Annotated in this window: 23 protein-coding genes; 7 read left to right on the forward strand and 16 right to left on the reverse strand. The window is 62.6% G+C overall.

Features of this window, described 5'->3' with window-relative positions; translation table 11 throughout:
- Positions 1 to 35 precede the first annotated feature (35 nt).
- The 8 genes from aruF to acs form a co-directional block, all read right to left on the reverse strand.
- A complete protein-coding gene (gene aruF / locus AB688_RS20555; RefSeq protein ID WP_063545713.1) occupies positions 36 to 1,055 on the reverse strand; it encodes an arginine/ornithine succinyltransferase subunit alpha in 1,020 nt (339 codons plus the stop codon).
- A gap of 146 nt (positions 1,056 to 1,201) precedes the next feature.
- On the reverse strand, positions 1,202 to 2,422 hold the full coding sequence (locus AB688_RS20560) for an acetylornithine transaminase (protein WP_063545714.1): 1,221 nt from the start codon (positions 2,420 to 2,422) through the stop codon (positions 1,202 to 1,204).
- Positions 2,423 to 2,760: 338 nt separating this feature from the next.
- Positions 2,761 to 3,741: a transcriptional regulator ArgR gene (gene argR, locus AB688_RS20565; protein ID WP_054891931.1), complete on the reverse strand. Its 981-nt coding sequence runs from the start codon at positions 3,739 to 3,741 to the stop codon at positions 2,761 to 2,763.
- Between the two features lie 91 nt (positions 3,742 to 3,832).
- Positions 3,833 to 4,597, reverse strand: a complete 765-nt coding sequence (locus AB688_RS20570; protein WP_054891932.1) for an ABC transporter ATP-binding protein — start codon at positions 4,595 to 4,597, stop codon at positions 3,833 to 3,835.
- Positions 4,598 to 4,619: 22 nt separating this feature from the next.
- Positions 4,620 to 5,318, reverse strand: coding sequence for an ABC transporter permease (locus AB688_RS20575; protein ID WP_054891933.1), 699 nt, complete (start codon positions 5,316 to 5,318; stop codon positions 4,620 to 4,622).
- Positions 5,315 to 6,004 (reverse strand): ABC transporter permease, encoded by a 690-nt coding sequence (locus tag AB688_RS20580; protein ID WP_054891934.1) that lies wholly within the window; start codon positions 6,002 to 6,004, stop codon positions 5,315 to 5,317. The genes AB688_RS20575 and AB688_RS20580 overlap by 4 nt, the downstream gene beginning before the upstream one ends.
- 91 nt (positions 6,005 to 6,095) lie before the next feature.
- Positions 6,096 to 6,881, reverse strand: coding sequence for an ABC transporter substrate-binding protein (locus AB688_RS20585; protein WP_063545715.1), 786 nt, complete (start codon positions 6,879 to 6,881; stop codon positions 6,096 to 6,098).
- A 507-nt stretch (positions 6,882 to 7,388) separates the two neighbouring features.
- Positions 7,389 to 9,350 carry an acetate--CoA ligase gene (gene acs / locus AB688_RS20590; protein ID WP_054891936.1) on the reverse strand — a complete coding sequence of 654 codons (1,962 nt, stop codon included), beginning with the start codon at positions 9,348 to 9,350 and terminating at the stop codon, positions 7,389 to 7,391.
- Between the two features lie 415 nt (positions 9,351 to 9,765).
- Between acs and AB688_RS20595 the strand changes: the two genes are divergently transcribed.
- Entirely contained in the window at positions 9,766 to 10,023 is a 258-nt protein-coding gene (locus AB688_RS20595; RefSeq protein WP_054891937.1) for a DUF2790 domain-containing protein, read from the forward strand.
- A gap of 118 nt (positions 10,024 to 10,141) precedes the next feature.
- Here the strand turns inward: AB688_RS20595 and AB688_RS20600 are convergent, their stop codons facing one another.
- A complete protein-coding gene (locus tag AB688_RS20600; RefSeq protein WP_063545716.1) occupies positions 10,142 to 11,701 on the reverse strand; it encodes a sigma-54-dependent transcriptional regulator in 1,560 nt (519 codons plus the stop codon).
- A gap of 254 nt (positions 11,702 to 11,955) precedes the next feature.
- Between AB688_RS20600 and phhA the strand changes: the two genes are divergently transcribed.
- The 4 genes from phhA to AB688_RS20615 all read left to right on the forward strand — a co-directional run bounded on the left by phhA (position 11,956) and on the right by AB688_RS20615 (position 14,844).
- Positions 11,956 to 12,741 (forward strand): phenylalanine 4-monooxygenase, encoded by a 786-nt coding sequence (gene phhA, locus AB688_RS20605; protein WP_054891939.1) that lies wholly within the window; start codon positions 11,956 to 11,958, stop codon positions 12,739 to 12,741.
- A gap of 39 nt (positions 12,742 to 12,780) precedes the next feature.
- Positions 12,781 to 13,137 (forward strand): 4a-hydroxytetrahydrobiopterin dehydratase, encoded by a 357-nt coding sequence (locus AB688_RS20610; RefSeq protein ID WP_054891940.1) that lies wholly within the window; start codon positions 12,781 to 12,783, stop codon positions 13,135 to 13,137.
- A gap of 292 nt (positions 13,138 to 13,429) precedes the next feature.
- Positions 13,430 to 13,558, forward strand: a complete 129-nt coding sequence (locus AB688_RS27360) for a hypothetical protein (RefSeq protein WP_256216352.1) — start codon at positions 13,430 to 13,432, stop codon at positions 13,556 to 13,558.
- 92 nt (positions 13,559 to 13,650) lie between these two features.
- Positions 13,651 to 14,844: an MFS transporter gene (locus AB688_RS20615; protein WP_063545717.1), complete on the forward strand. Its 1,194-nt coding sequence runs from the start codon at positions 13,651 to 13,653 to the stop codon at positions 14,842 to 14,844.
- Positions 14,845 to 14,892: 48 nt separating this feature from the next.
- Here the strand turns inward: AB688_RS20615 and AB688_RS20620 are convergent, their stop codons facing one another.
- Entirely contained in the window at positions 14,893 to 17,913 is a 3,021-nt protein-coding gene (locus tag AB688_RS20620) for an FAD-binding and (Fe-S)-binding domain-containing protein (protein ID WP_063545718.1), read from the reverse strand.
- A 173-nt stretch (positions 17,914 to 18,086) separates the two neighbouring features.
- On the opposite strand from AB688_RS20620, the gene AB688_RS20625 reads away from it, so the two are divergent.
- A complete protein-coding gene (locus AB688_RS20625; RefSeq protein WP_054891943.1) occupies positions 18,087 to 18,971 on the forward strand; it encodes a LysR substrate-binding domain-containing protein in 885 nt (294 codons plus the stop codon).
- Between the two features lie 114 nt (positions 18,972 to 19,085).
- On the opposite strand, the gene AB688_RS20630 is transcribed toward AB688_RS20625, so the two are convergent.
- The 6 genes from AB688_RS20630 to AB688_RS20655 form a co-directional block, all read right to left on the reverse strand.
- Positions 19,086 to 20,507: an amino acid permease gene (locus AB688_RS20630; RefSeq protein WP_054891944.1), complete on the reverse strand. Its 1,422-nt coding sequence runs from the start codon at positions 20,505 to 20,507 to the stop codon at positions 19,086 to 19,088.
- Between the two features lie 648 nt (positions 20,508 to 21,155).
- The gene (rluB, locus tag AB688_RS20635; RefSeq protein ID WP_063545719.1) at positions 21,156 to 22,238 is read right to left on the reverse strand and encodes a 23S rRNA pseudouridine(2605) synthase RluB; all 1,083 of its coding nucleotides are present in this window, start codon (positions 22,236 to 22,238) and stop codon (positions 21,156 to 21,158) included.
- A gap of 149 nt (positions 22,239 to 22,387) precedes the next feature.
- Positions 22,388 to 23,155 (reverse strand): SMC-Scp complex subunit ScpB, encoded by a 768-nt coding sequence (scpB, locus tag AB688_RS20640; protein WP_063545720.1) that lies wholly within the window; start codon positions 23,153 to 23,155, stop codon positions 22,388 to 22,390.
- 15 nt (positions 23,156 to 23,170) lie between these two features.
- Positions 23,171 to 23,869, reverse strand: a complete 699-nt coding sequence (locus AB688_RS20645) for a segregation and condensation protein A (protein WP_162714451.1) — start codon at positions 23,867 to 23,869, stop codon at positions 23,171 to 23,173.
- Positions 23,870 to 23,994: 125 nt separating this feature from the next.
- The gene (locus AB688_RS20650; protein ID WP_081255296.1) at positions 23,995 to 24,624 is read right to left on the reverse strand and encodes an L-threonylcarbamoyladenylate synthase; all 630 of its coding nucleotides are present in this window, start codon (positions 24,622 to 24,624) and stop codon (positions 23,995 to 23,997) included.
- Positions 24,625 to 24,637: 13 nt separating this feature from the next.
- Complete coding sequence (locus tag AB688_RS20655) at positions 24,638 to 25,498, reverse strand: PHP domain-containing protein (protein ID WP_054891949.1); 861 nt, start codon at positions 25,496 to 25,498, stop codon at positions 24,638 to 24,640.
- 67 nt (positions 25,499 to 25,565) lie between these two features.
- Between AB688_RS20655 and AB688_RS20660 the strand changes: the two genes are divergently transcribed.
- Positions 25,566 to 26,162: a septation protein A gene (locus AB688_RS20660; RefSeq protein ID WP_063545722.1), complete on the forward strand. Its 597-nt coding sequence runs from the start codon at positions 25,566 to 25,568 to the stop codon at positions 26,160 to 26,162.

Below are 26,162 nucleotides of genomic sequence, written 5' to 3' on the forward strand. Positions count from 1 at the left end.
CTGCCGCGAATCGCGCTTGCCAGCTTCGCCCAGGCTCAGGCGGCAACCAGACGGACGTTGCCACCTTCACCGACGCCCAGGGCGTCGGCAGCTTCATTGCTCAGTGCCACCGGCTTGCCCGGCACCCAGTCCAGCTCCAGCAGCACGGCGCGGTAGTCCTGCAACTGGCCGTTGCACACCAGGTACGGGCGCCCGCCCTTGACTGGCGTGTCGTCAATCCTGACCGGCACCACGCGGCTCTGGGCAATCGAGCGGATCGCCGAGGTGCGTGCATGCAAGGTCGGGCCACCGTCGAAGATGTCGATGTAGTGCTCGGTCTCGAAACCCTCGCGCATCAGGATGTCGAAGGTGATCTGCGCGCGCGGGTGCACCTGGCCCATGGCTTCCTGGGCTTCGTCGTGCAGCAACGGCACGTAGATCGGGTAGTGCGGCATCAGTTCGGCGAGGAAGGTCCGGCTCTTCAGCCCGCACAGGCGCTCGGCGTCGGCGTAGTTGAGGTCGAAGAAGTTGCGCCCGATGGCGTCCCAGAACGGTGACTCGCCCTGATCGTCGCTGTAGCCGACGATCTCGGTCACCACCGAGTCGGCAAAACGCTCGGGATGCGAGGCCATGAACAGCAGGCGACCGCGCGAATTGAGCTCGGCGAAGCCGCTGTTCACCAGCTCGGGCAATACGTAGAAGCTGGTCAGCAGGCTGTTGCCGGTCAGGTCGTGGCACAGCGACAGAACGTGGATCTTGTTGTGGATCTTCAGCTCGCGCGAAGCGTGCACGAAGGTTTCGTTGCGAAAGCTGTAGAACGGCTCGGAATAGCCGGCCGAGGCGACGATGGCCGAACAGCCGGCGAGCTTGCCGGAGGTGCTGTCTTCAAGCACGAAGAAATAGCTCTCTTCTCCGTTGAAGCTCACCTCGGCAGCGAAGGAGGTTTCCGAGGCGGCGATCTTGTCGCCCAGGCGGCCCGCGTCATCGGGCAGCGAGGTGACACCAATGGGGCTGTCGGCAGCCATGCGCTGCACTTCATTCAGATCCGCCATTTGCGCGGGGCGCATCACCAGCATGGTGTCACTCCTTTGGAATACGGGCCGACCCGGTCGGCACGGAAGAACGGCGGGCACACCCTTGCTTGCACAAGCAGGCACCCGCACTGGAATTCAGGTATCGCCGGCGCAGTACGATCCGCCCCGGCGATGGGACCGCAGGGCGATTAGCCCTGGGTCAGCTTGGCCACAGCGCGCTCGAAGCGGCTCAGGCCCTCGTCGATGTCAGCGTCCTCGACCACCAGGCTCGGCGCGAAGCGCACGACGTCAGGACCGGCCTGCAGCACCATCACGCCTTCTTTCTCGGCGGCATTGAGGATGTCCTTGGCCTTGCCTTTCCAAGCCTCGCTCAGCACACAGCCGATCAGCAGGCCAACGCCACGCACCTGGGTGAACAGGCCAGTGTCCTGGCCGATCTTCTCCAGACGGGTCTTGAAACGCGCGTGCTTGGTCTTGATGCCGGCCAGCGTCTCGGGGGTGTTGACCACGTCCAGCACCGCACAGGCGACGGCGCAACCCAGCGGGTTACCGCCATAGGTGGTGCCGTGGGTGCCAACGGCCAGGTGCTTGGCCAGCTCGGTGGTGGTCAGCATGGCACCGATCGGGAAGCCACCGCCCAGGCTCTTGGCGCTGGTCAGGATATCCGGGGTCACGCCGTAGTGCTGGTAGGCGTACAGCGATCCGGTACGGCCGACGCCCGTCTGCACTTCATCGAAGATCAGCAGGGCGTTGTGCTCGTCACACAGTTTGCGCGCACCTTCCAGGTAGGCCTTGTCGGCCGGCACCACCCCGCTCTCGCCCTGGATCGGCTCGATCACTACGGCGCAGGTCTTGTCGGAGATCTGTGCCTTCAGCGCTTCCAGGTCGTTGTACGGGACATGGCTGATGCCGGTGATCTTGGGTCCGAAACCGTCGGAGTACTTGGGCTGGCCACCGACGCTGACGGTGAACAGGGTGCGACCGTGGAAGCTGTTCACGGTGGCGATGATCTCGTGCTTTTCCGGGCCGAAGCGGTCATGCCCGACACGACGGGCCAGCTTGAACGCGGCCTCGTTGGCTTCGGCGCCGGAGTTGCAGAAGAAAGCACGGTCGGCAAAGGTGGCATCCACCAGCTTGTGCGCCAGGCGCAGGGCCGGCTCGTTGGTGAAGACGTTGGACACGTGCCACAGGGTGTTGGCCTGTTCGGTCAGCGCCTTGACCAGTGCTGGATGGCAATGACCCAGGGCGTTAACCGCAATGCCGCCGGCGAAGTCGATGAGTTCGCGGCCCGACTGGTCCCAGACGCGGGAACCCTCGCCTCGAACAGGAATGAAGGCCGCCGGGGAGTAGTTGGGAACCATGACCTGGTCGAAATCGGCACGCTGCACCGGGGCTTGCTCAACGGACATCTGAGTCTCCTGAAGAGGAACGCTGGCCTGAAAGTGGCGAGCGATGGGGGGATTGTAAGGACTGATCGGCGCCTGTCCTTGCTGCCAGGCGACAACTTGTTACAGCGCCAACCCCTGTTTTACCTGGGTTTTCGGCAATGCGACAAACACTGTCGCAATCGCGCAGTGTAACGGGCTGACGGGGTGGCGGGGAGAGGGTTGGGCAAATTGGGAGAACGGGTGTTCACAGGAGAGGGAGGCGCCCGCGGCGGCCCTATCGCGGGGCAAGCCCGCGCCCACAGCTACCCCGGCGAACTCAGAATCAGTGGGGCAGCTATGGAAGCGGACTCGCCCCGACCTCAACCGCGCTCGGCCGGCGCCGAACTCAACTCGAACGGGCTGCTGCTGCGCCGCTGGTTGCGGTCTTCCCGCGGCGTGGCGCCGAAGAAATTGCGGTAGGCGCTGGAGAAATGCGGTCCGGATGAGAACCCGCACGACAAGCCGATCTGGATGATCGACTTGCTGGTCTGCATCAGCATCTGCCGCGCCTTGTTCAGGCGCAGCTCCAGATAGTACTGGCTGGGCACGCGATTGAGGTACTGCTTGAAGATCCGCTCCAACTGCCGGCGCGAGACACAGACATGCTGGGCGATCTCGTCGGTGGTCAGCGGCTCCTCGATGTTGGCCTCCATCAACAGCACGGCCTGGGTCAGCTTGGGGTGGCTGGAGCCCAGACGATTCTGCAACGGGATACGCTGACGCTCCCCGCCTTCACGAATGCGCTCGACCACCAGCTCCTCGGACACCGCGCCGGCCAACTCTGCCCCGTGATCACGGGCCAGCACCGCCAGCAGCAGGTCGGTCACCGCCATGCCACCACAGGCCGTCAGGCGGTCGCGATCCCAGTCGAACAGATGACTGGTGGCGATAACCTTGGGGAAACGCTCTGCAAAGTCGTCCTGCCAGCGCCAGTGCACCGCCGCCCGGTAACCGTCGAGCAGACCCAGCAAGGCCAACGGGTACACGCCCGCCGACAACCCACCAATCATGCAGCCACTGCGGGCCAGGTGCTTGAGCGCCGCCGACAGCGCCGAACCCACCGCCAGCGGCGGCTCGTCAGCGAGCACCAGAAGCTTCTGGAAGCCCTCCAGCCGACCGTTCCAGGGCTCGCCCGGCAGGCGCCAGGCGCCCGCTTCGGCAGGCTCGGCCTGCAGGTACGCCAGCTCGTAGACCACATCAGGATGCACCCGCTGCGCCACCTGCAGCACTTCCTCGGCCAGGGCCAGGGTCAGCGGCTTGGTGCCGGGCCAGATAAGAAATCCGATTCGCTGGGTGGTCATAGGCTAGGTCCGAAACCTGAAGTCGAGTGAGGCACGGGTCATGCCGCGCTCGCTGCGCAGCATGCCCTATTCTGGTGCAGGAGTGCAGCTTTTACTTCAGGCTGCCCGAGAGAAACTGCTTGAGACGCTCGGATTGCGGATTGACCAGCACCTCACGCGGATTACCCCGCTCCTCGACCAACCCCTTGTGCAGGAACACCAGCTGGTTGGACACCTCGCGGGCAAAGCCCATTTCATGCGTGACCACCACCATGGTGCGGCCTTCCTGGGCCAACGACTGCATGACCTTCAGCACATCGCCCACCAGCTCAGGATCGAGCGCCGAAGTCGGCTCGTCGAACAGCATCACCTCAGGCTCCATGGCCAGGGCGCGAGCGATCGCCACACGCTGCTGCTCACCGCCAGACATGTGCCCGGGGAAAGCATCCTTGCGATGCGCCACACCTACCTTGGCCAGGTAGTGCTCGGCCTTTTCCAGCGCCTCCTTCTTGTTCATGCCCAGCACATGCACCGGCGCCTCGATGATGTTCTCGAGTGCAGTCATGTGCGCCCACAGGTTGAAATGCTGGAACACCATCGAAAGGCGCGAACGCATGCGCTGCAGCTGCTTGGGGTCGGCAGCCTTGAGCGCGCCGTCCTTGCCGGCGACCAGCTTGAGCTCCTCGTTGTTGAGGAGGATCTTGCCGGCATGCGGCTGCTCAAGCAGGTTGATGCAGCGCAAGAAGGTGGATTTGCCCGAACCGCTCGAGCCGATGATGCTGATCACATCGCCTGCCTTGGCTTCGAGCGAGACGCCCTTGAGCACCTCGTGGCTGCCGTAGCGCTTGTGCAGGTCTTGGACTTGGAGTTTGTACATGCTGTCGATTCTCACAGAGCGGTCAGTGCTTGCGCGGCGCCAGGTAGCTGAGCCAGCGACGTTCGGCCATCTTGAACAGGCGCACGAGGATGAAGGTCAGGCACAGGTAGAACACGCCCGCCGTGATGTAGGCCTCGAAAGGCAGGTAGTACTGGGCATTGACCGTGCGCGCAGCACCGGTGATGTCGATCAGGGTGACGATCGACGCCAGGCTGGTGGTCTGCAGCATCATGATCACTTCGTTGCTGTACTGCGGCAGCGCCCGGCGCATGGCCGAAGGCAGCAGGATGCGGCGGTACATCTTGAAGCGCGACATGCCCATGGCCTTGGCTGCCTCGATCTCGCCATGAGGCGTGGCCTTGAGGCTGCCGGCGATGATTTCGGCGGTGTAGGCGCTGGTGTTGATGGCGAACGCCAGGCAGGCGCAGAAGGTCGCACTCGACAGCCACGGCCAGAAGATGCTCTCGCGCACCGCCTCGAACTGGGCCAGGCCGTAGTAGATCAGGAACAGTTGCACCAGCATCGGCGTGCCTCGGATCACGTAGGTGTAGAGCCACGCGATCAGGTTCACCAGCGGCTGCTTCGACACCCGCATCAACCCCAGCGGAATGGCCGCCAGCAGGCCGAAGAACAGCGACAGCGCCAGCAGCTTGAGGGTGGTCAGCAAACCACCGATGTACAGCGGCATGGCCTCCCAGATGACGTTGTAGTCGAAGATCATAGTTCAGCCGCCTTTACGCCCACCGAGTAGCGCTTCTCGAGATACTTCAACGCCAGCAGCGAAACGCTGGTCAGCACCAGGTACAGCGCCGCCACCGCCAGGAAGAAAGTGAAGGGTTCGCGGGTGGCATCCGCCGCCTGCTTGGCCTTGAACATCATGTCCTGCAGACCGACCACGGAAATCAGCGCAGTGGCCTTGGTCAGCACCAGCCAGTTGTTGGTGAAGCCGGGAATGGCCAGGCGGATCATCTGCGGCACCATGATGCGGAAGAATACCTGGCGGCTGCTCATGCCATAGGCCGCGCCCGCTTCGGCCTGCCCCTTGGGAATGCCGAGGAAGGCGCCGCGGAAGGTTTCCGACAGGTAGGCACCAAAGATGAAGCCCAGCGTGCCGATACCGGCGATCATCGGGTTCAGGTCGATGTAGTCATCGTAGCCGACCAGTGGCGCGACCCGATTGATGATGTCCTGACCGCCATAGAAGATCAGCAGGATGAGCACCAGGTCCGGAATGCCACGGATCACCGTGGAGTACAGGTCGCCCAGCCAGGCCAGCCAGCGCACCGGCGACAGCCGCAAGGCCACGCCGATCAGGCCCAGAACGATGGCCAGGGCCATCGACGACAGGGCGAGCTGCAACGTCAGCCACGCCCCCTCGAGGATGACTGCCCCGTAGCCTTTCAACATGATTGGGATTCCTCAGGACTTGGGAATGAAAAATGGTGCAAACCTCAGAGATTCTGCTGTTTGCACCATTGCACAGGTGAAACTCGACGATTTAGTTCGACTCTGGGCCGTAGATGTCGAAGTTGAAGTACTTCTTCTCGATCTCTTTGTACTTGCCGTTGGCGCGGATGGCGTCGATGGCAGCGTTGATGCGATCGGCGTTGGCCTTGTCGCCCTTGCGCACGGCAATGCCGACGCCGTCACCGAAGTACTTCACGTCGGTGAACGACGGACCGACGAAGGCGAAGCCCTTGCCGGCGTCGGTTTTCAGGAAGCCATCCTCGAGCAGAGTGGCATCGGCCACGGTGCCATCGAGGCGACCGGCGGCGACATCCAGGTAGATTTCGTTCTGGGTGCCGTAAGGGACGACGGTGGCGCCCTTAGGTGCCAGCACTTCCTTGGCGAAGCGGTCGTGGATAGAGCCGCGCTGTACACCGATCTTCTTGCCCTTGAGCTCGTCGAGGCTGTCGCTGACGGTGGCGCCTTCCTTCATCACCAGACGGGCTGGAGTCAGGTAGTAGCGCTTGGTGAAGTCGACGGACTTCTTGCGATCATCGGTGATCGACATCGACGACAGGATGGCGTCGATCTTGCGCACCTTCAGCGCCGGGATCAGGCCATCGAACTCCTGCTCGACCCAGGTGCACTTGGCTTTCATCTCTTCGCACAGGGCGTTGCCGATGTCGTAGTCGAAACCGGCGATGCTGCCATCAGGCTGCTTGAAGGCGAAGGGTGGGTAGGCGGCTTCGATACCGATCTTCAACGGCTTCTCGTCGGCCTGCGAGACCAGGGAAAACACAGACAGCGCCAGGGCGCCAAGCAGTGCAAGCTTCTTCATCAGGTAACTCCATCGGTACGGGGCAATAACAGGCAGGGACACGATTGCCGGATATGCGAATGAGTACAACGCGAGCCGCGCAGGGTTCGACCAAGGTCGCAGACCACGAGCGAGTGAGTGGCATTTTAACGACAGCCCGGTAGTCGATATTTCTTCAAAGCGACAACTACGTACAGAAGCGCTTGAAGCTGCGGGCGGCGATATTGACAGCTCTTGCGAAACATGCAAGCGCAAAAGGAAAACAACCTTTAGACGAAGCAATAAGCGGGCCTATTATTGGCAAAGCCTTGTAATCCGGCAAGTGCAGGGTGCAAGGCTGCAAAAAACGTCTACAGGATCGCACCCTGAAGGCACAGAAATGTTTCCCTTGGCCCCGTTTGAGTGCAATCACGGTGACAGCAGCGGGTTACCGATGAATGTCGGGTAACAGAATGCAAAAACCCCGCCGATTACCGGCGGGGTCTGGTTGCAAGGCGCGGGGCAAGACAGCCTACCCCCAAAGCATCATCACGCGGTCGCCAGGTTCATGGCCTTGTGCGTGTCGATCAGGTGCTGCACCACACCCGGGTCGGCGAGCGTGGAGATATCGCCCAGCGCATCGTACTCACCCGTGGCGATCTTGCGCAGGATACGCCGCATGATCTTGCCCGAGCGAGTCTTGGGCAGGCCTGGCGCCCACTGGATGACATCCGGCGAGGCGATCGGGCCGATCTCCTTGCGCACCCAGTTCTTCAGCTCCTGGCGCAGTTGCTCACTGGACTCCTCGCCGGCATTGAGAGTGACGTAAACATAGATGCCCTGCCCCTTGATGTCGTGCGGCACACCTACCACCGCGGCCTCGGCGACCTTGGAGTGGGCGACCATCGCGCTTTCGATCTCGGCAGTCCCCATGCGGTGCCCCGAAACGTTGAGCACATCGTCCACCCGACCGGTGATCCAGTAGTAGCCATCTTCGTCGCGGCGCGCACCGTCTCCGGTGAAATACATGCCACGGAAGGTCTTAAAGTAGGTGTCGACGAAGCGGTCGTGATCGCCATACAGCGAGCGCGACTGGCCCGGCCACGAATCGAGGATCACCAGGTTGCCCTCGGCCGCGCCCTCGATCAGGTTACCCAGGTTGTCCACCAGTGCCGGTACCACGCCGAAGAACGGACGGGTTGCCGAGCCCGGCTTGAGGCCCGTGGCGCCCGGCAGCGGGCTGATCAGGATGCCGCCGGTCTCGGTCTGCCACCAGGTGTCGACGATCGGGCAGCGCTCCTTGCCGACGGTCTTGTAGTACCAGTTCCAGGCCTCGGGGTTGATCGGCTCACCCACCGAACCGAGCAGGCGCAGGCTCGAGCCATCGGCACCGGCGACCGCCGCCTGACCTTCGGCCATCATCGCGCGGATAGCGGTTGGCGCGGTGTAGAGAATGTTGACCTTGTGCTTGTCGACGATTTTGGACACGCGGGTGATGTCCGGGTAGTTCGGCACACCCTCGAACAGCAGGGTGGTCGCGCCATTGGCCAGCGGGCCGTAGACGATATAGCTGTGGCCGGTGACCCAGCCCACGTCGGCGGTACACCAGTAGACCTCGCCCTGACGGTAGTCGAACACGCGCTCGTGGGTGAGCGCGGCATAGACCAGATAGCCACCCGTGGTATGCAGCACGCCCTTGGGCTTGCCGGTAGAACCGGAGGTATAGAGGATGAACAGCGCTTCTTCAGCGCCCATTTCTTTGGGGGCGCAATGGCTGGAGGCGACCTTCATCAGGTCTTCGTACCAGATGTCGCGATGCTGGTGCCAGGCGATGTCACCACCGGTGCGCTTGCACACGATGATCTTCTGCACACTGTTGGTTTCAGGGTTGGTCAGCGCCAGGTCGACGTTGGCCTTGAGCGGCGTGCGGCGGCCGCCACGCAGGCCTTCGTCGGCGGTGATGACGACCTTGGACTTGCAGTCGATGATGCGCCCGGCCAGCGCTTCAGGAGAGAAGCCGCCGAATACCACGGAGTGGATGGCACCGATGCGGGCACAGGCCAGCATCGCCACCACAGCTTCCGGGATCATCGGCATGTAGATGGTGACCACATCGCCACGGTGCACGTCCTGGCCACGCAGGGCGTTGGCGAACTTGCAGACCTGCTCGTGCAGCTCGCGATAGGTGATGTTGCGGTGTTCGGAAGGGTCATCGCCTTCCCAGATGATCGCCAGTTGGTCGCCGCGCTCTTCGAGGTGACGATCCAGGCAGTTGTAGGAAACGTTGAGAGTGCCGTCGGCGAACCATTTGATATCGACATGGTGGTCGTCGAACGAGGTCTGCTTGACCTTGGTGAAGGGCTTGATCCAGTCCAGGCGCTGGGCCTGCTCGCGCCAGAAACCGTCCGGGTTGATCACCGATTGCTGGTACATGGCCTTGTAGGTGGCCTCGTCGGTCAGGGTGTTTGCCGCAACCTCGGGACGAACGGGATACAGTGGAGCCGCACTCATCTGTGTTACCTCGGTGTAATAGTTGTTTTTGTATGAGACGGTTTTAACTGTACCAGAGCGACCATGACCATTCGACGTTGGTAGTAACGAACAGCATGCGCCGCGGCGAAATTTCATCGAGGCGCTCTAGCCCGCGGAGCCCCAGGCCATCACTGAAGAATTCGGTACGTTCGTACCCGTGATTGTTACCGATTCTGTCAAAAGCCCGAAAAACTTTATCAAAACCAGATCTTTTTCAATTCGAAGCACACTCCTAGAATTCATCTCGCCAGCAACGGCAAGGCGATTAACTTCTTGTAACAGCCCCCACGAAGGCACGTTAATCCCGCTCTAATTCAACAGTAAAACTCTGGATGTACTCGCGGCGCCACAAGTGCCGCGTGCCCCCTCACGACCTTAGACAGGTAAATTGAAAATGAAAGCTTTACTGGTATTGGTACTTGGCAGTGTTTGCAGCGCGGCAATGGCCGACGATGTTGCAACGAACGCCGAGCAGATTCCGGTTGAACAGTACAGTTATTCGCAACACCTGGACATCGCCAAGGTGCTGTCCATGAGCGAAGTCCCGAATGTCTGCGAAGTGGTGCCGGCGCGCATGACCTACGAAGACTCCAAGGGCCAGAAGCACATTCTCGAATACCGCGTGATGGGCAACGGTTGCTCCAACGGCTAACGCCACGGCCCGCTCCCTTCGTCCGCTCTCGACATCTCCGTGGGAGCGGGCTTTTGTGGGAGCGGGCTTGCCCGCGAACACAACACCGCCAATTAAATCTTCATTACTTGAAACTTCTTCAATCCACCGACTTGCCCAAGGCGTACTCACGCAACTTGTTGGCAATCGTGGTATGGGAAACACCCAGCCTCTTCCCCAGTGCCCGACTACTTGGAAACTCCGCCATCAAACTTTCCAACACCGCTTTTTCAAAGCGCCCGACGATCTGCGCAAGTTCCCCGTCCAGCGAAAATTCACCCAAGGGTTGTCGCGCACCATAATCCGGCAAACGAATATGTTCGCCCTTGACCACACCGCCCTCACATAACGACACGGCCTGGAACAATACGTTTTCCAGTTGCCGGACATTGCCCGGCCAGTGATATTGGCTCAACTTGTCCATCGCCGCCGGCGCCAGGCGTGGCAATGCACAACCGATCTGCCGGCTGGCCTGGTCGAGGAAGTGCTGCGCCAACCCCTCCAGCCCATCCATGCACTCACGCAGTGGCGGAATGTGCAACGACAGCACGTTGAGCCGGTGATAGAGGTCCTGGCGGAACTCGCCCCGCGCGCACAACTCCGACAGGTCGACCTGGGTGGCGCAGATCACCCGCACATCGAGATAGACCTCCTCGTCGCTGCCGACCCGGCGAAAGCAGCCGTCCTGCAGAAAGCGCAGCAGCTTGACCTGCAGGCGCGGGCTCATCTCCCCTACCCCATCCAGAAACAGCGTGCCGCCCGCGGTCAACTCCAGCAGCCCGAGCTTGCCCTCGGCCCGCGCGCCCTCGAACGCACCCGGGCCGTAGCCGAACAGCTCGGTCTCGGCCATTGACTCCGGCAACCCCGCGCAGTTGAGCGCCATCAGCGGTGCCTGGCCACGCGGGCTGGCCAGGTGACAGGCACGGGCCAGCAATTCCTTGCCGGTGCCGGTTTCGCCCTCGATCAGCAACGGCGCATCCAGCGGCGCCATGCGCCGCGCCTCGCGCACGACCGAGGCCATCACCCGTGAACTCTGGAAGATGCTGTCGAAACCACGCAGCTCCTGCTTGCGCACGTTGTAGATACGCTCGCCGATGCGATCGGCGCGATGCAGGGTCAGCACCGCGCCGGCCAGGGCTTCGCTGTCGTCATGTTCGGACTGCAAGGGCGCGATATCGGCCAGGAACACATCACCCTTGACCTTGATGCGCAACCCGTTGATCCGCGACTGGTTGGCCCGCACCAGTTCCGGAAGGTCGAAATCCTCGACATAGCGCGCCAGCGGCAACCCCGGCACCTCGTCGACCCGTACCCCGAGCAACTGCGCCGCGGCACGGTTGGCTGCAACGATGCTGCCTCCCATGTCGACCGACAGCACCGGAAACTCCAGCGCCCCTAGCAACGCATTCAGCTCCATGTGCCGCCGCTCGCTGGGCATCAAGCCGACGCGCTTGACCCCGAATACCCCGGCGATGGCTTCGAATTTTGGACGCAAGGCCTGGAACTGCAGGTTGATCAGGTTCGGGCAATGCAAATAGATGGCGTTGCCGTGATCGCCGCCGACCTCGCCACGCAACACGTTGATACCGTACTCCACCAACAGGTTGAGGATGTCGCGCAGGATGCCGATGCGGTTCTGGCAGTGGACTTTGATACGCATGAAAGGCCCCGAGGCAACCGACTTTATTCATCGGCGCGCAGAAAATTCGTAAAGATAAGCTGACAAAAATACCTTAACTGCCAGCCTGATACCCTTGATTTTTCGGGGCAACCCTCTATTTGTAAAATTATCGTTACAGAAACACCCCATTCCTTCCTAGTCACCCCGCAGATCGACCCGTGCAAAACCGCCTGCGTAGGGCTATTCCTAGGGCAAGTCCCACATAACAAGAAAGCCCTCACCAGGAGAGCTCCATGAAACAGACGCAATACGTGGCCCGCGAGCCCGATGCGCAGGGTTTTATCGACTACCCGCAGCAAGAGCATGCGGTGTGGAACACCCTGATCACCCGCCAGTTGAAAGTGATCGAGGGCCGCGCATGCCAGGAGTACCTGGACGGCATCGACCAGCTCAAGCTGCCCCATGACCGCATTCCGCAACTGGGCGAAGTCAACAAGGTGCTGGGCGCCACCACAGGCTGGCAGGTCGCTCGCGTGCCGGCGCTGATCCCCTTCCAGACCTTCTTCGAACTGCTGGCCAGCAAGCGCTTCCCGGTCGCCACCTTCATCCGCACCCCGGAAGAACTGGACTACCTGCAGGAACCGGACATCTTCCACGAGATCTTCGGCCACTGCCCGCTGCTGACCAACCCTTGGTTCGCCGAATTCACCCATACCTATGGCAAGCTCGGCCTGGCGGCGACCAAGGAACAACGGGTGTACCTGGCGCGCCTGTACTGGATGACCATCGAGTTCGGCCTCATGGAAACCGCCCAGGGCCGCAAGATCTATGGCGGCGGCATCCTCTCCTCGCCCAAGGAGACGGTCTACAGCCTGTCCAGCGAACCCGAACACCAAACCTTCGATCCGATCGAAGCCATGCGTACGCCCTACCGTATCGATATCCTGCAGCCGGTGTACTTCGTCCTGCCGAACATGAAGCGCCTGTTCGATCTGGCCCACGAGGACATCATGGGCATGGTCCAGCACGCCATGCAGTTGGGCCTGCACGCGCCGAAATTTCCACCCAAGGCGGCCTGAGCCGTCTTGCCGACAACAACTCGAAAGCGGAAAACCTCCATGAATGCCTTGAACCAAGCCCACTGCGAAGCCTGCCGCGCTGACGCGCCGAAGGTCAGCGACCAAGAGCTGGCCGAACTGATTCGCGAGATCCCGGACTGGAGCGTGGAAGTGCGCGACGGCCACATGGAACTGGAGCGTGTGTTCCTGTTCAAGAACTTCAAGCACGCCCTGGCCTTCACCAACGCCGTCGGCGAAATCGCCGAAGCCGAAGGGCATCACCCCGGCCTGCTTACCGAGTGGGGCAAAGTCACCGTGACCTGGTGGAGCCACTCGATCAAAGGGCTGCACCGCAACGACTTCATCATGTGTGCACGCACCGACAAGGTCGCTGAGACGGCTGAAGGGCGTAAATAACGCCAGCTGGATCGCGTCGTTCTCTTCGCGGCGGCTCCACGCTCCAACAAGCCCGCACCTACAGGAATAGTGACCTACCTGCAGGTGCGAGCTTATCAGGGCGCTGGACCGCCGCGAATGCATTCACAGCAAAACCGAGGCGCACACCGTCCGCTATTCGCCCGCAAAACCGACAAGCGAGAGGGAAAAATCTCAAACTGTCATCCAGACTGCTGTATCCTGCCCCAGCTTTTCAAAAGCTTCCAACGCGCCAAGCGCTGCCCTTTCACTCACACTTGCGAGGAACGACGAGATGCATGAAATCCCGAATCTTCCCTTCCCAAGCCTGAACCCCGAAGAGCAAACCGTCACCGCCCACGCCGCCGAGCCGGCACCTGCTTCGCAGGACAGTGACGATCAATCCAGCGCCGATCAGGAATAACCGCGCATCCCCACCGACCGTGTGAAAACGGCTGACCTGCGGGTTATCCCCGTCATCACGTTTTCACACAGTCCAGAACCTTGAAGGCCCCCATGCCCGACTCACCGCGTCCTCTTGCGGTTACCCTGCAAGTCGTCTCCATCGTTCTCTTCACCTTCATCGGCTACCTGAACATCGGCATCCCCCTCGCCGTGCTGCCGGGCTATGTGCACAACGACCTGGGTTTCAGTGCCGTACTCGCGGGCCTGGTGATCAGCGTCCAGTACCTGGCAACCCTGCTCAGCCGCCCAACCGCCAGCCGTATCATCGACAACCTCGGCAGCAAGAAGGCGGTGATGTGGGGCCTGTTCGGCTGCGGCCTGAGCGGGGTGTTCATGCTGGCCTGCAGCTTCCTCACTCACTTGCCCTGGCTGAGCCTCACTTGTCTGCTCATCGGGCGCCTGGTGCTGGGCAGCGCGGAGAGCCTCGTGGGCTCGGGCTCGATCGGCTGGGGCATCGGCCGGGTCGGCGCCGAACATACCGCCAAGGTCATCTCCTGGAACGGCATCGCCAGTTATGGCGCGCTGGCCGTCGGCGCGCCGCTAGGGGTGCTGATGGTCAAGGGCCTGGGGCTGTGGAGCATGGGCGTGAGCGTCATCCTGCTGGGCATTCTGGGCCTGGCACTGGCCTGGCCCAAGCAGGCAGCACCAGTGGTGGCAGGCAAACGCCTGCCCTTCCTGCAGGTGCTGGGCAAGGTATTCCCGCATGGTTCGGGGCTGGCGCTGGGGTCGATCGGTTTCGGCACCATCGCGACCTTCATCACCCTCTACTACGCCAGCCGCAACTGGCCGAACGCTGCGCTGACCCTGAGCCTGTTCGGCGCCAGCTTCATCTGTGCACGCCTGCTGTTCGGCAATCTGATCAACCGCATCGGCGGCTTTCGCGTGGCCATCGCCTGCCTGTCGGTGGAAACCCTGGGGCTGCTGATGCTATGGCTGGCACCCAACGCCGAGCTGGCTCTGGTCGGCGCCGCGCTGAGCGGATTCGGCTTCTCGCTGGTCTTCCCGGCACTGGGAGTGGAAGCCGTGAACCAGGTTTCGGCAGCCAACCGCGGGGCTGCGGTCGGTGGGTATTCGCTGTTCATCGATCTGTCGCTGGGGATCACCGGGCCGCTGGTCGGTGCGGTGGCCTCAGGCTTCGGCTTCAGGTCGATCTTTCTGTTCGCCGCAGGTGCGGCGGTTTGCGGGCTGGTGCTGAGCCTGTATCTGTACCGCCAGGCACGGCTGGGGCGAGAGCTGCACGGCTGAAGGCTGCGCTGGCCTCTTCGCGGGCACCCCCGCGAAGAGGCCGTGAGATCAGTGCACCAGGTACTGCAACACCACCTCCAACGGATGGCGAAGCTGTTTCTCGGCCATGCGCTTGACCTGGCTACGGCACGAATAGCCCGTCGCTAACGCCTCGCCTTCCTTGTCCAGCTTGGTCGCCCACGACTGCTCGAAGATAGTCTTCGAAGCCTGCTGATTACGCGCCTCGTGCCCGTAGGTGCCCGACATCCCGCAGCAACCGGTGGCCTCGCTGGCAAGCTTGAGCCCCATCCGCGCAAACACCTGCTCCCACTGCCGGGTGCTGGCCGGAACGTTGGTCTTCTCCGTGCAATGCGCCATCAGGCGGAAGCTGCCGCCCTTCCCTGCAGCCTGTTCGGGCAACGCATCCATCAGCCACTCCTGCGGCAACAGCACTGCCGGACAACCCTCCAGGCCGTCGACCTTCTGGTATTCCTGGCGATAGACCAGGGTCATCGCCGGATCCAGACCCACCAACTGCACACCGCAATCAGCCAGGGCCTTGAGCTGCCGGCCATTGCGAATGGCTGCCTTGGCGAAGGCACCGAGGAAGCCCTGCACATGCAGCGGCTTGCCGTTGGCGCTGTAGGGCGCCAGGAACACCTTGTAGCCCAGCCGGTGGGCCAGTTCGATGAACGAAGCCAGCAGCGGCGTCTCGAAGTACCGCGTGAAAGCGTCCTGCACCAGCACGATGCTGCGCTCGCGCTGGGCCGGGGTCAGCTCGCGCAGCGCCGGCACACTGGCCACTCCCACGCGGCAGCGGGTCAGGGTGGACTGGAAGTTGAAGCGGCTGATCAATGGGCTGTCGACCATGCCGACCTTGTCGGCCAGCAGGCGGCTGACCCACTTCGACCCCATCACCGCGTTATACAAGCCTGGCGCATGGGCCAGGTACGGAATGGTGAACTCCAGCGAGCCGATCAGATAGTCACGCAGCGGGCGCTGGTAGCGACCGTGGTAGAGCTCGAGGAAACGTGAACGGAAGTCCGGTACGTTGACCTTGATCGGGCACTGCCCCGCGCACGACTTGCACGCCAGGCAGCCGGCCATGGCGTCGTACACCTCGTGGGAAAAGTCCTCCTGCCCCTGACGCTGGGCCCGCAGGTTGCCCAGGCGCTTGGGCAGGCCCTTGATCCACGACGCCTTGCGCTGGGCCGAGGCCAGCACATCGATATTGGCCTCGCCCTGCAGGCGCAGCCATTCACGGATCAGCGAGGCGCGCCCCTTGGGTGAATGGCGACGCTCGCGGGTGGCCTTCCACGACGGGCACATGGCGTCGTTGGGGTCATAGTTGTAGCAGGCGCCGTTGCCGTTGCAGTGCACGGCGCTGCCGAAGCTCTGCCACACGCGCTCGTCGATGTTGCGGTCCAGGTCGCCACGCAGGGTGACACCATCGACCGGCGTCAGGCCCTCGGTGCTGTCGGATGGCGTGCAGATCTTGCCCGGGTTGAGCTGGTTGTAAGGGTCGAATGCGCCCTTGAGCCGCTGCAGGGCCGGATACAGTTCACCGAAGTATTCCGGCACGTATTCCGAGCGCAGCCCCTTGCCATGCTCGCCCCAGAGCAAGCCGCCATAGCGCTTGGTCAGCGCCGCCACCGCATCGGAGATCGGCTTGACCAACGCGGCCTGGGCCGGGTCTTTCATGTCCAGCGCCGGACGCACGTGCAGCACCCCGGCATCGACGTGACCGAACATGCCATAGGCCAGGCCATGGCCATCGAGCAGCGCACGGAATTCGGCGATGTAGTCGGCCAACTGCTCCGGCGGTACCGCGGTATCTTCCACGAACGGCTGCGGCCGCACCTCGCCCTCGACGTTGCCGAGCAGCCCCACCGAACGCTTGCGCATGGTGTAGACGCGCGTCACTGCCTCGGCGCCCTCGGCGAGGGTGTGGCCCAACCGCTCGACGCTGGTATCGCTGCGCAGGTGTTCGACGAAGGCCTCGACGCGTGCATTGACCTCGTCCGGCTCGTCGCCGCAGAACTCGACCAGGTTGATACCCAAGGTCGGGCGCTCGGCGTCGGCAGGGAAGTATTCGGCGACGCTGTGCCAGACGATATCCTTCATCGCCAGCATCAGTACCTTGGAATCGACGGTCTCGATCGACAGCGGCTTGTGCGCCATCAGCGCATTGGCGTCGCGCAGGGCGTCCATGAAGCTGGTGTAGCGCACGTTGACCAGCACCGCGTATTTCGGGATCGGCAGCACGTTGAGCTTGGCCTCGACCACATAGCCCAGCGAGCCTTCGGCGCCGCACAGCACGCTATTGAGGTTGAACAGGCCCTGCTCATCGCGCAGGTGCGCGAGGTCGTAACCGGTCAGGCAACGGTTGAGCTTGGGGAAGGTGGTCTCGATCAGCTCGCCTTGGGTCTGCTGGATCTCACGCGCCATGCGATAGACCTCGCCGACCCGGCCAGGTGCGGCGCAGGCCTGCTCCAGCGCAGCGTCGTCGATCGGCAGGCTGTGCAGTCGCTCGCCCCCGAGCAGCACGCTGTGCAGCTCGAGAACGTGGTCACGGGTCTTGCCGTAGGTGCAACTGCCCTGGCCACTGGCATCGGTGTTGATCATGCCGCCGACCGTGGCGCGGTTGGAGGTCGACAGCTCAGGGGCGAAGAACAGCCCGTGCGGCTTGAGTGCAGCGTTGAGCTGATCCTTCACCACACCAGCCTGCACCCGTACCCAACGCTCCTGGGTGTTGATTTCAAGGATGGTGTTCATGTGCCGCGACAGGTCGACGACGATGCCGTCGGTCAGCGACTGGCCGTTGGTCCCCGTACCGCCGCCGCGCGGGGTCAGCTTGATCTGCCGAAAACGCGGCTCGGCCATCAGCGTGGCGACGCGCGCCACGTCGTCGGCATCGAGCGGGAAGACGGCCGCCTGGGGCAGGCGCTGATAGATCGAGTTGTCGGTGGCCAGCACCGTACGGGTGCCGTAGTCGGCGCTGATCTGGCCGCGGAAGCCGCTGGCACCCAGGGCTTCGAGGAATTCGGGGTAGCCGGCGGCAGGCGCACGGACGGGCAACTGGGCGATCATCGAAGGATGGCCTCTTGTATAGGCAGGTTCACGGTCTGGCATCACCGGCAGGCGACGCTCTGTTGCTCATCCGGCATGAATAACTCCGGGCCGGATGACGGATAGGCCAATGTTCCTGTACTTTCCAGCCGAGGGCAAACGGATAATCCTGCCGCTATCGATGAGTTTCATGAATGAATTACCGCCACCTGACCCCATCGATGTCCTTGCTGCTGGCCTTCGAGGCCGCTGCCCGGCATGAAAGCTACACCCGCGCGGCCGTCGAGTTGTCGCTGACCCAGAGCGCAGTCAGCCGCCAAGTCCAGGCGCTGGAGCAGCAACTGGGCCTGACCTTGTTCCGCCGCGAAGGGCGCCAGGTGCAATTGACCGATGTCGGGCGCCTGTACCAGCGCGAGTTGAGCGAAGCCCTTGGGCGTATTCGCAGTGCCACGCTGCAGGCACTCGCCTACCAGTCCGGGGTCGGTACCCTGCGGCTGGCGACACTGCCCACCTTCGGTTCGAAATGGCTGCTGCCGCGCCTGAATGCGTTCTACAGCGCGCATCCCGGGATGCTGGTGCACATTCATTCACGCATCGAGGCGATCAACTTCGACACCAGCGAGATCGATGCCGCCATCGGTGTGGCCAGCCACGACCTGCCCGGCCTGATCTGCCACCGGTTGCATGCCGAGGAACTGGTGGTGATCCTGCCGCCGCAGGCGGCGGGCGCTGCGCAGACATGGACGCCAGCGCGCATCAGCGAAGAGTTGCTACTCAATGTTGCTAACAATCCGCATGCCTGGGGCGAATGGTTTTCCCATCATGAACTGGCGCATCGCGCCATGCGCCTGGGGCCGAGCTTCGAGCTGACATCGCACCTGATCCAGGCGGTACGCGCCGGGATCGGCATCGGCCTGGTGCCAAGGATTCTGGTGGCCGAAGAACTGGCCAAGGGCGAGCTGTTCAGCCCGGGCGAGGCGTTTGCAAGCCAGCGCAGCTACTACCTGATCTATCCGCCGCGCAACGAGGCGCTGCCCTCGCTCAGGGCGTTTCGCGGGTGGTTGTTGGAGCAGATTTAGCGGTTGCCTGGTTGGGCGCTTTCGCGGGCAAGCCCGCTCCCACAGGGCCCGATCAGACAACAAAAAACCCGGCACCAGCCCCTGGCACCGGGTTTCCCGAATCAAGCTACCGGCTTACTTCGCCACGCTACCCGCCGCAGTACCGGCCTGCGCCATGCGCTTGCTCTTGATCACATAGAACACATACATCACCACCAGCCACACCGGGATCGCATAGACCGAAATCTGGATCCCTGGAATCTGCAGCATGATGCCCAGGATCAGCACCACGAAGGCCAGGCACAGGTAGTTGCCGTACGGGTACCACAGCGCCTTGAACAGCGGTTTCTGGCCGGTACGGTCAAGGTGCTGGCGGAACTTCAGGTGCGAGTAACTGATCATCGCCCAGTTGATCACCAGCGCCGCGACCACCAGCGACATCAGCAACTCCAGGGCATGCTGCGGCATGAAGTAGTTGAGCAGCACGGCAATCAGGGTGAACGCTGCCGACGCCAGGATCGCCCGAACCGGCACGCCACGACGGTCGATCTTCGCCAGGCCCGCCGGCGCATCGCCCTGCTCGGCCATGCCGTAGAGCATGCGCGCATTGCAGTAGGTGCCGCTGTTGTACACCGACAGTGCCGCGGTCAGTACCACGAAGTTCAGCAGATGCGCCGCCACGTCACTGCCCAGCAGCGAGAACACCTGGACGAACGGGCTGCTGCCGTAGCTGCCGCCGGAAGCATCGATGCTGGCCACCAGGCTGTCCCACGGGGTCAGCGACAGCAGCACCACCAGGGCACCGATATAGAAGATCAGGATGCGGTAGATGACCTGGTTGATCGCCTTCGGAATTACGGTCTTGGGCTTGTCGGCTTCGGCGGCAGTGAAGCCGAGCATTTCCAGGCCACCGAAGGAGAACATGATGATCGCCAGCGCCATCACCAACCCGCTCACGCCATTGGGGAAGAAGCCACCATGGCTCCACAAGTTGGTCACCGAGGCGTCCGGGCCGCCGCTGCCGCTGGTGAGCAGATACGCGCCCAAGGCGATCATGCCGACGATGGCGGCCACCTTGATGATCGCGAACCAGAACTCGGCCTCGCCGAACACCTTGACGTTCATCAGGTTGATCGCGTTGATCAGCAGGAAGAAGCCCGCTGCAGTGACCCACGTCGGGATCTCCGGCCACCAGTAGTGGACGTACTTGCCGACCGCAGAGAGCTCCGACATACCCACCAGGATGTACAGCACCCAGCAGTTCCAGCCCGACAGGAAGCCCGCGAAGCCGCCCCAGTACTTGTGAGCGAAATGGCTGAAGGAGCCGGCCACAGGCTCTTCGACGATCATCTCGCCGAGCTGGCGCATGATCATGAAGGCGATGAAGCCACAGATGGCGTAGCCAAGGATCATCGAGGGGCCGGCGGATTTCATCACCCCGGCCGAACCGAGGAACAGGCCGGTACCAATGGCGCCGCCCAGGGCGATCAGCTGGATGTGGCGGTTCTTCAAGCCACGCTTGAGTTCGCCTGACGACTGCGAATTGTGTCCACTCATGAACGAAGTCACCTGCTTGTTTTTATCTGTGACGGAATCGGACCCGCCGCGCTCGTGGCACAGCGGAATGAGGCAAGGTGGTTACCTTGGGTTCCCGGACCCTGGCGTCGCGCCTGGCACGGAGCCTGAGGCGGATCAGCCGGGAGTCGGCGAGAATGCGTGGTACGCGAGGGGGTCACAGGTAAAACGCGGCGCATTGTATACCCCTGCGAGCGCGCAGGCGTCAACGCGTTGCGTCGTTTCCTCGGGAAAAAACGCAGCGGTCCAGTGGCAAGAGCCATCAATGGCGTAGTGATCGGCGTACATGGCGCCTCCATCTGTTGTTGTGTAGGCCCGACTGCAGTGGTGGGCTGATGCACATGGCAATGCCCGTCATATCAGCGCGAGGCGGGGCTTTGGGCAATAGTAAGAATGGCCGGCGCAAGGCTCTATGGCGGGACATGCGGCAAGATCTGTTTACACCAACTTGCAAAGCAGGAAACCGAACGGCAATTCCGGCAGACTTCGTATAAATTTCGTTACAACGTGGTTCAAAAACTTTCCAGCGTGACGAAAAATGCTTCGCACTCAGGGGCTTGAGGACGCTCAGTTTTCGACCAGACACAAAAAAGCCAGCCCGAAGGCTGGCCTTTTCACCGCAGGATGCGATCACCCACGCGGCTTGCCGCGACCACGGCCGGCCGGCTTGTCGCCTTCGGCACGCGCAGGACGCTTGCGCATCTCGCTAGGGCGTTCGGCAACGGTGCTGCCACGGCCACCCTTGCGCGGTGCTTCCTCACGAGCCGGACGCGCCGGACGCTCGCTGGCCGCGCGCGGCTGACGCTCGCCGGCATCCTTGGCTGGGCGCAAGTCACGTACGCGCTCGCCACGACCCATGGGGCGCGTGGACTTGCGCTGCAAGCGCTCGAGCTTGTCCTTGGCCTTGAGGTTGAGGGTCGGCAGCGCCACCGGCTGCAGCCCGACTTCGGCGGCCAGGATGTCGATCTCGCCCTGGCTCATTTCACGCCAGCGGCCCATCGGCAGGTCGGAGTTGAGGAACACCGGGCCGAAGCGCACACGCTTCAGGCGGCTGACCACCATGCCCTGGGACTCCCACAGGCGACGCACCTCACGGTTGCGGCCTTCCATCACCACGCAGTGGTACCAGTGGTTGAAGCCTTCACCGCCCGGCGCCTTCTGGATATCGGTGAACTTGGCCGGGCCGTCCTCGAGCATCACGCCCGCCTTGAGGCGCTCGATCATCTCGTCGTCGACCTCGCCACGGACACGCACCGCGTACTCGCGGTCCATCTCGTAGGAAGGGTGCATCAGGCGGTTGGCCAGTTCACCGTCGGTGGTGAACAGCAGCAAGCCAGTGGTGTTGATGTCGAGACGACCGATGTTGATCCAGCGGCCCTCTTTCGGGCGCGGCAGGCGGTCGAACACGGTGGGACGGCCTTCAGGGTCGTCACGGGTGCAGATCTCGCCGTCGGGCTTGTTGTACATGATGACGCGGCGGGTCGCCTCGGCGGCTTCCTCACGCTTGATCAGCTTGCCGTCGACAGCGATGGCATCGTGCAGGTCGACGCGCTGGCCGAGGGTAGCCTCGACGCCATTGACCTTGATGCGGCCTTGGCTGATCCAGGCTTCGACGTCACGGCGCGAACCGACACCGATACGTGCCAGCACTTTCTGCAGCTTTTCGCCGGACGGTGGGGTGATCTGGGTTTCTTGCAGGTCTTTGTCACTCATCTGGGCACCTCCCGGTGTACGGTGTAGTGAAAGCGGTTTGGCGGCGGATGCGCCAAGGGGCGCGTATTGTACGCGGTTCATGGAGCTGGCGCATCGGGATGAGAAAGTTTTTCTGCCCGGCGGTTAGCCCGTGAAAGGGTCAGCGCAGATCAGGACTTGTCCTCATCCTCGACCACATCCTCTTCCTCGCGTAAGTCATCGAAGTCGATCTTGAGCCCTTCTTCCATGGCATCCAGCTCCACCAGCAAGCTGCGGAAGCTGGTCTCTTCCTTCGGTTCACCCTCGTCTTCAGGCCCATCCTCGCCCAGGCTGGCATCGGCCAACGCCTGCAGGTGCGCGGGCACCGGCGCATCGTCCAGGTCGTCGAGCACAGGTTCTGGCTCCATCTCGCGCAACTCGGCCAGGGGCGGCAACTCATCGAGGCTCTTGAGATTGAAATGATCGAGAAACGCCTTGGTGGTGGCGAACATGGCGGGGCGGCCAGGCACTTCGCGGTAGCCGACGATGCGGATCCACTCGCGTTCCATCAGGGTCTTGATGATGTTGCTGTTGACTGCCACCCCACGCACATCTTCGATCTCGCCACGGGTGATCGGCTGACGGTAGGCAATCAAGGCCATGGTCTCGAGCAGCGCGCGAGAATAGCGCTGCGGGCGCTCCTCCCACAGGCGACCGACCCAGGGTGCGAAGTCCTCACGAATCTGCAGACGGTAGCCGCTGGCCACTTCCTTGAGCTCGAAGGCGCGACCATTGCATGACTTGCCGAGCACCTCCAGGGCCTTCTTAAACACGGCCGGCGCCGGTCGCTCAGCCTCCTCGAACAATTCGAAGAGGCGCTCCAGGGACTGTGGCTTGCCTGAGGCCAGCAAAAAGGCCTCGATCAGCGACGCAAGGTCGCGGGGTTCGTTCAGGTTCATCGGTGCTCTTTACTGTCACTCGGCCCGGGCACGGACATGGATCGGGGTGAAAGGCTCATTCTGCACCAGTTCGATCAGCGATTCCTTCACCAGCTCGAGAATCGCCATGAAGGTGACTACCACACCAAGCTTGCCCTCCTCGACGCTGAACAGCTCGATGAAGGGTACGAAGCCTCCGCCCTTCAGACGCTCGAGCACCTCGCTCATGCGCTCGCGGGTCGACAAGGTCTCACGGGTGATCTGGTGGCTTTCGAACAAGTCGTTGCGGCGCATGACTTCGGCCATCGACAGCAGGATTTCTTCCAGCGCGACGTCGGGCAGCAATTTGCGCACCTTGGCCTGCGGCGCTTCCAGTTGTGGCACCAGCACCTCGCGCCCGATCCGCGGCAGTTCGTCGATACCCTCGGCGGCCGCCTTGAAGCGTTCGTACTCCTGCAGGCGGCGAATCAGTTCAGCGCGCGGATCGCCCTCTTCTTCCTCGATTTCACTGGAGCGCGGCAGCAGCATGCGCGACTTGATCTCGGCCAGCATGGCAGCCATCACCAGGTATTCGGCAGCCAGCTCCAGGCGCACCGACTTCATCAGCTCGACGTAGCCCATGTATTGCCGGGTGATCTCGGCCACGGGGATGTCGAGAATATCGATGTTCTGCTTGCGGATCAGGTACAGCAGCAGGTCCAGCGGGCCCTCGAAGGCTTCGAGGAAGACTTCCAGGGCGTCCGGCGGGATGTACAGGTCGACCGGCATTTCGGTCAGGGCTTCGCCATAGACCAGCGCCAGTTGCAGTTGCTGCGGTACCTCGCCTTCGACCGGCGGCGCTTCGGGGGCCTGCACCTGGTTCACGCGTTGACCAAGAAGGGCGTGGGGTCGCCGCAGCCTTCGCGGATCAGCTGTGGCTCGTCACCGGACAGGTCGATGATGGTGGACGCCTTCAGATCGCCGAAGCCGCCGTCGATGACCAGATCGACGTGGTGCTCCAGGCGTTCGCGGATTTCGTAGGGATCTGTCATCGGCTCATCGTCGCCGGGCAGGATCAGGCTGACGCTCATCAACGGCTCGCCCAGTTCCGCGAGCAGCGCCAGGGTGATGCCATGGTCCGGCACGCGCAGGCCGATGGTACGACGTTTTTCATGCAGCAACAGGCGCGGCACCTCGCGGGTCCCGTTGAGAATGAAGGTGTAAGGGCCGGGGATATGGGCCTTGAGCAGGCGGAAGGTGCCGGTATCGACCTTGGCATACAACCCCAGCTGCGACATGTCGCAGCACATCAAGGTGAAATTGTGCGTTTTATTCAGGCCGCGCAGGCGCCGGACCCGCTCGATCGCCGCCTTGTCGCCGATCTGACAACCCAGGGCGTATGCCGAGTCGGTCGGATACACCACCACCCCGCCCTTGCGGATGATCTCCACGGCCTGCTTGATCAGGCGCGCTTGCGGGTTCTCCGCATGAATCTGGAAGAATTGACTCACGTAATCGTCCTGTTCATACCGCCATAGGCTGTTCATGGCTGAATCGGCGCCACAGAGGTGGCAGGTCCTCGGGCAATGGCCGGTAGGCACCGATCTCGCCCCAGGTGCCGGGGCCGTGGAAGTCACTGCCAGCGCTTGCCAGCAGGCCGAACTCACGGGTAAGGATGGACATCGTGCCCACTTGCTCGGGCGGCATCATGCCATTGACCACTTCAAGCGCCTGCCCTCCCGCTTGAATATAGTCGGCGATCAGGCGTCTGCGCTTGCTACGCGTCAGTTCATAGTGCATGGGATGGGCCAGGCTCACCCAAGCATTAGACTGGCGAAGGGTCGCGACAGTTTCCTCGAGTGTCGGCCAATGCAACTTGACGTCACCCAGCTTGCCGGCGCCCAGCCATTTGCGGAACGCCTCGCCGCGGTCCTTGACATGCCCCGCACGCACCAGGAATTCGGCAAAGTGCGGGCGCGCCGGCGCGTTGCCGCTGTCCCCCAGCTCCTGCTGCACGGCGCGCGCGCCCTCGAGCGCATCGGGCATGCCCTTGCCCGCCAGGCGCCTGGCGATGTCTTCGGCGCGCAGCCAGCGACCACGGTGCAATTGCTCGATGGCCTCCAACAGTGGCGGCGCATCGAGGGGAAAGTTGTAACCCAGCACATGGATGGTCGCACCGCCCCAGGTGCAGGAAAGCTCTACCCCGCTGACCCATTGCATGCCCAGGTCAAGACAGGCCTGGCGCGCCTCGGGGAGCCCTTCGAGGGTATCGTGATCGGTCAGCGCCAGCGTGCGCACCCCGTGTTCATGGGCGCGTGCGACCAGTGCCGTGGGCGACAGGGCGCCGTCGGAGGCCGTGCTGTGACAGTGCAGATCAACATTCATGGAGGAGCGCTTTCGCCGGAATCGATGTTTGTTATTATGCCGTCACATCCCGCTTCTGGCTGCCATTGTGAAACAATTCATCGATTTCATCCCGCTGCTGCTGTTCTTCATCGTCTATAAGCTGGACCCGCGCCCGGTCGAATTTGCCGGACAAAGCTTCGAGTTCGGCGGCATCTACAGTGCCACGGCGATGCTCATCATCAGCTCCGTGGTGGTCTACGGCGCGCTGTTCCTGCGCCATCGCAAGCTCGAAAAGGGCCAGTTGCTGACGCTGGTGGCCTGCCTTGTGTTCGGCGGCCTAACCCTGGCCTTCCACAGCGAAACCTTCCTCAAATGGAAAGCGCCGGTGGTCAACTGGTTGTTCGCGCTGGCCTTCGCCGGCAGCCACTTCATCGGCGATCGGGTATTGATCAAACGCATCATGGGCCATGCCCTGACACTCCCGGAAACAATCTGGACCCGCCTGAACCTGGCCTGGATCCTGTTCTTCCTGGTCTGCGGCGCAGCCAACCTGTTCGTCGCCTTCACGTTCCAGGAGTTCTGGGTCGACTTCAAGGTCTTCGGCAGCCTGGGCATGACCGTGATCTTCCTGGTGGCTCAGGGCGTGTACCTGTCGCGCCACCTGCACGACGCCGACCCTTCCACCCCTAAACCCAAGGATTGA

Origin of the sequence: Pseudomonas putida, from assembly GCF_001636055.1 — a bacterium.
Taxonomy (GTDB): Bacteria; Pseudomonadota; Gammaproteobacteria; order Pseudomonadales; family Pseudomonadaceae; genus Aquipseudomonas; species Aquipseudomonas machongensis.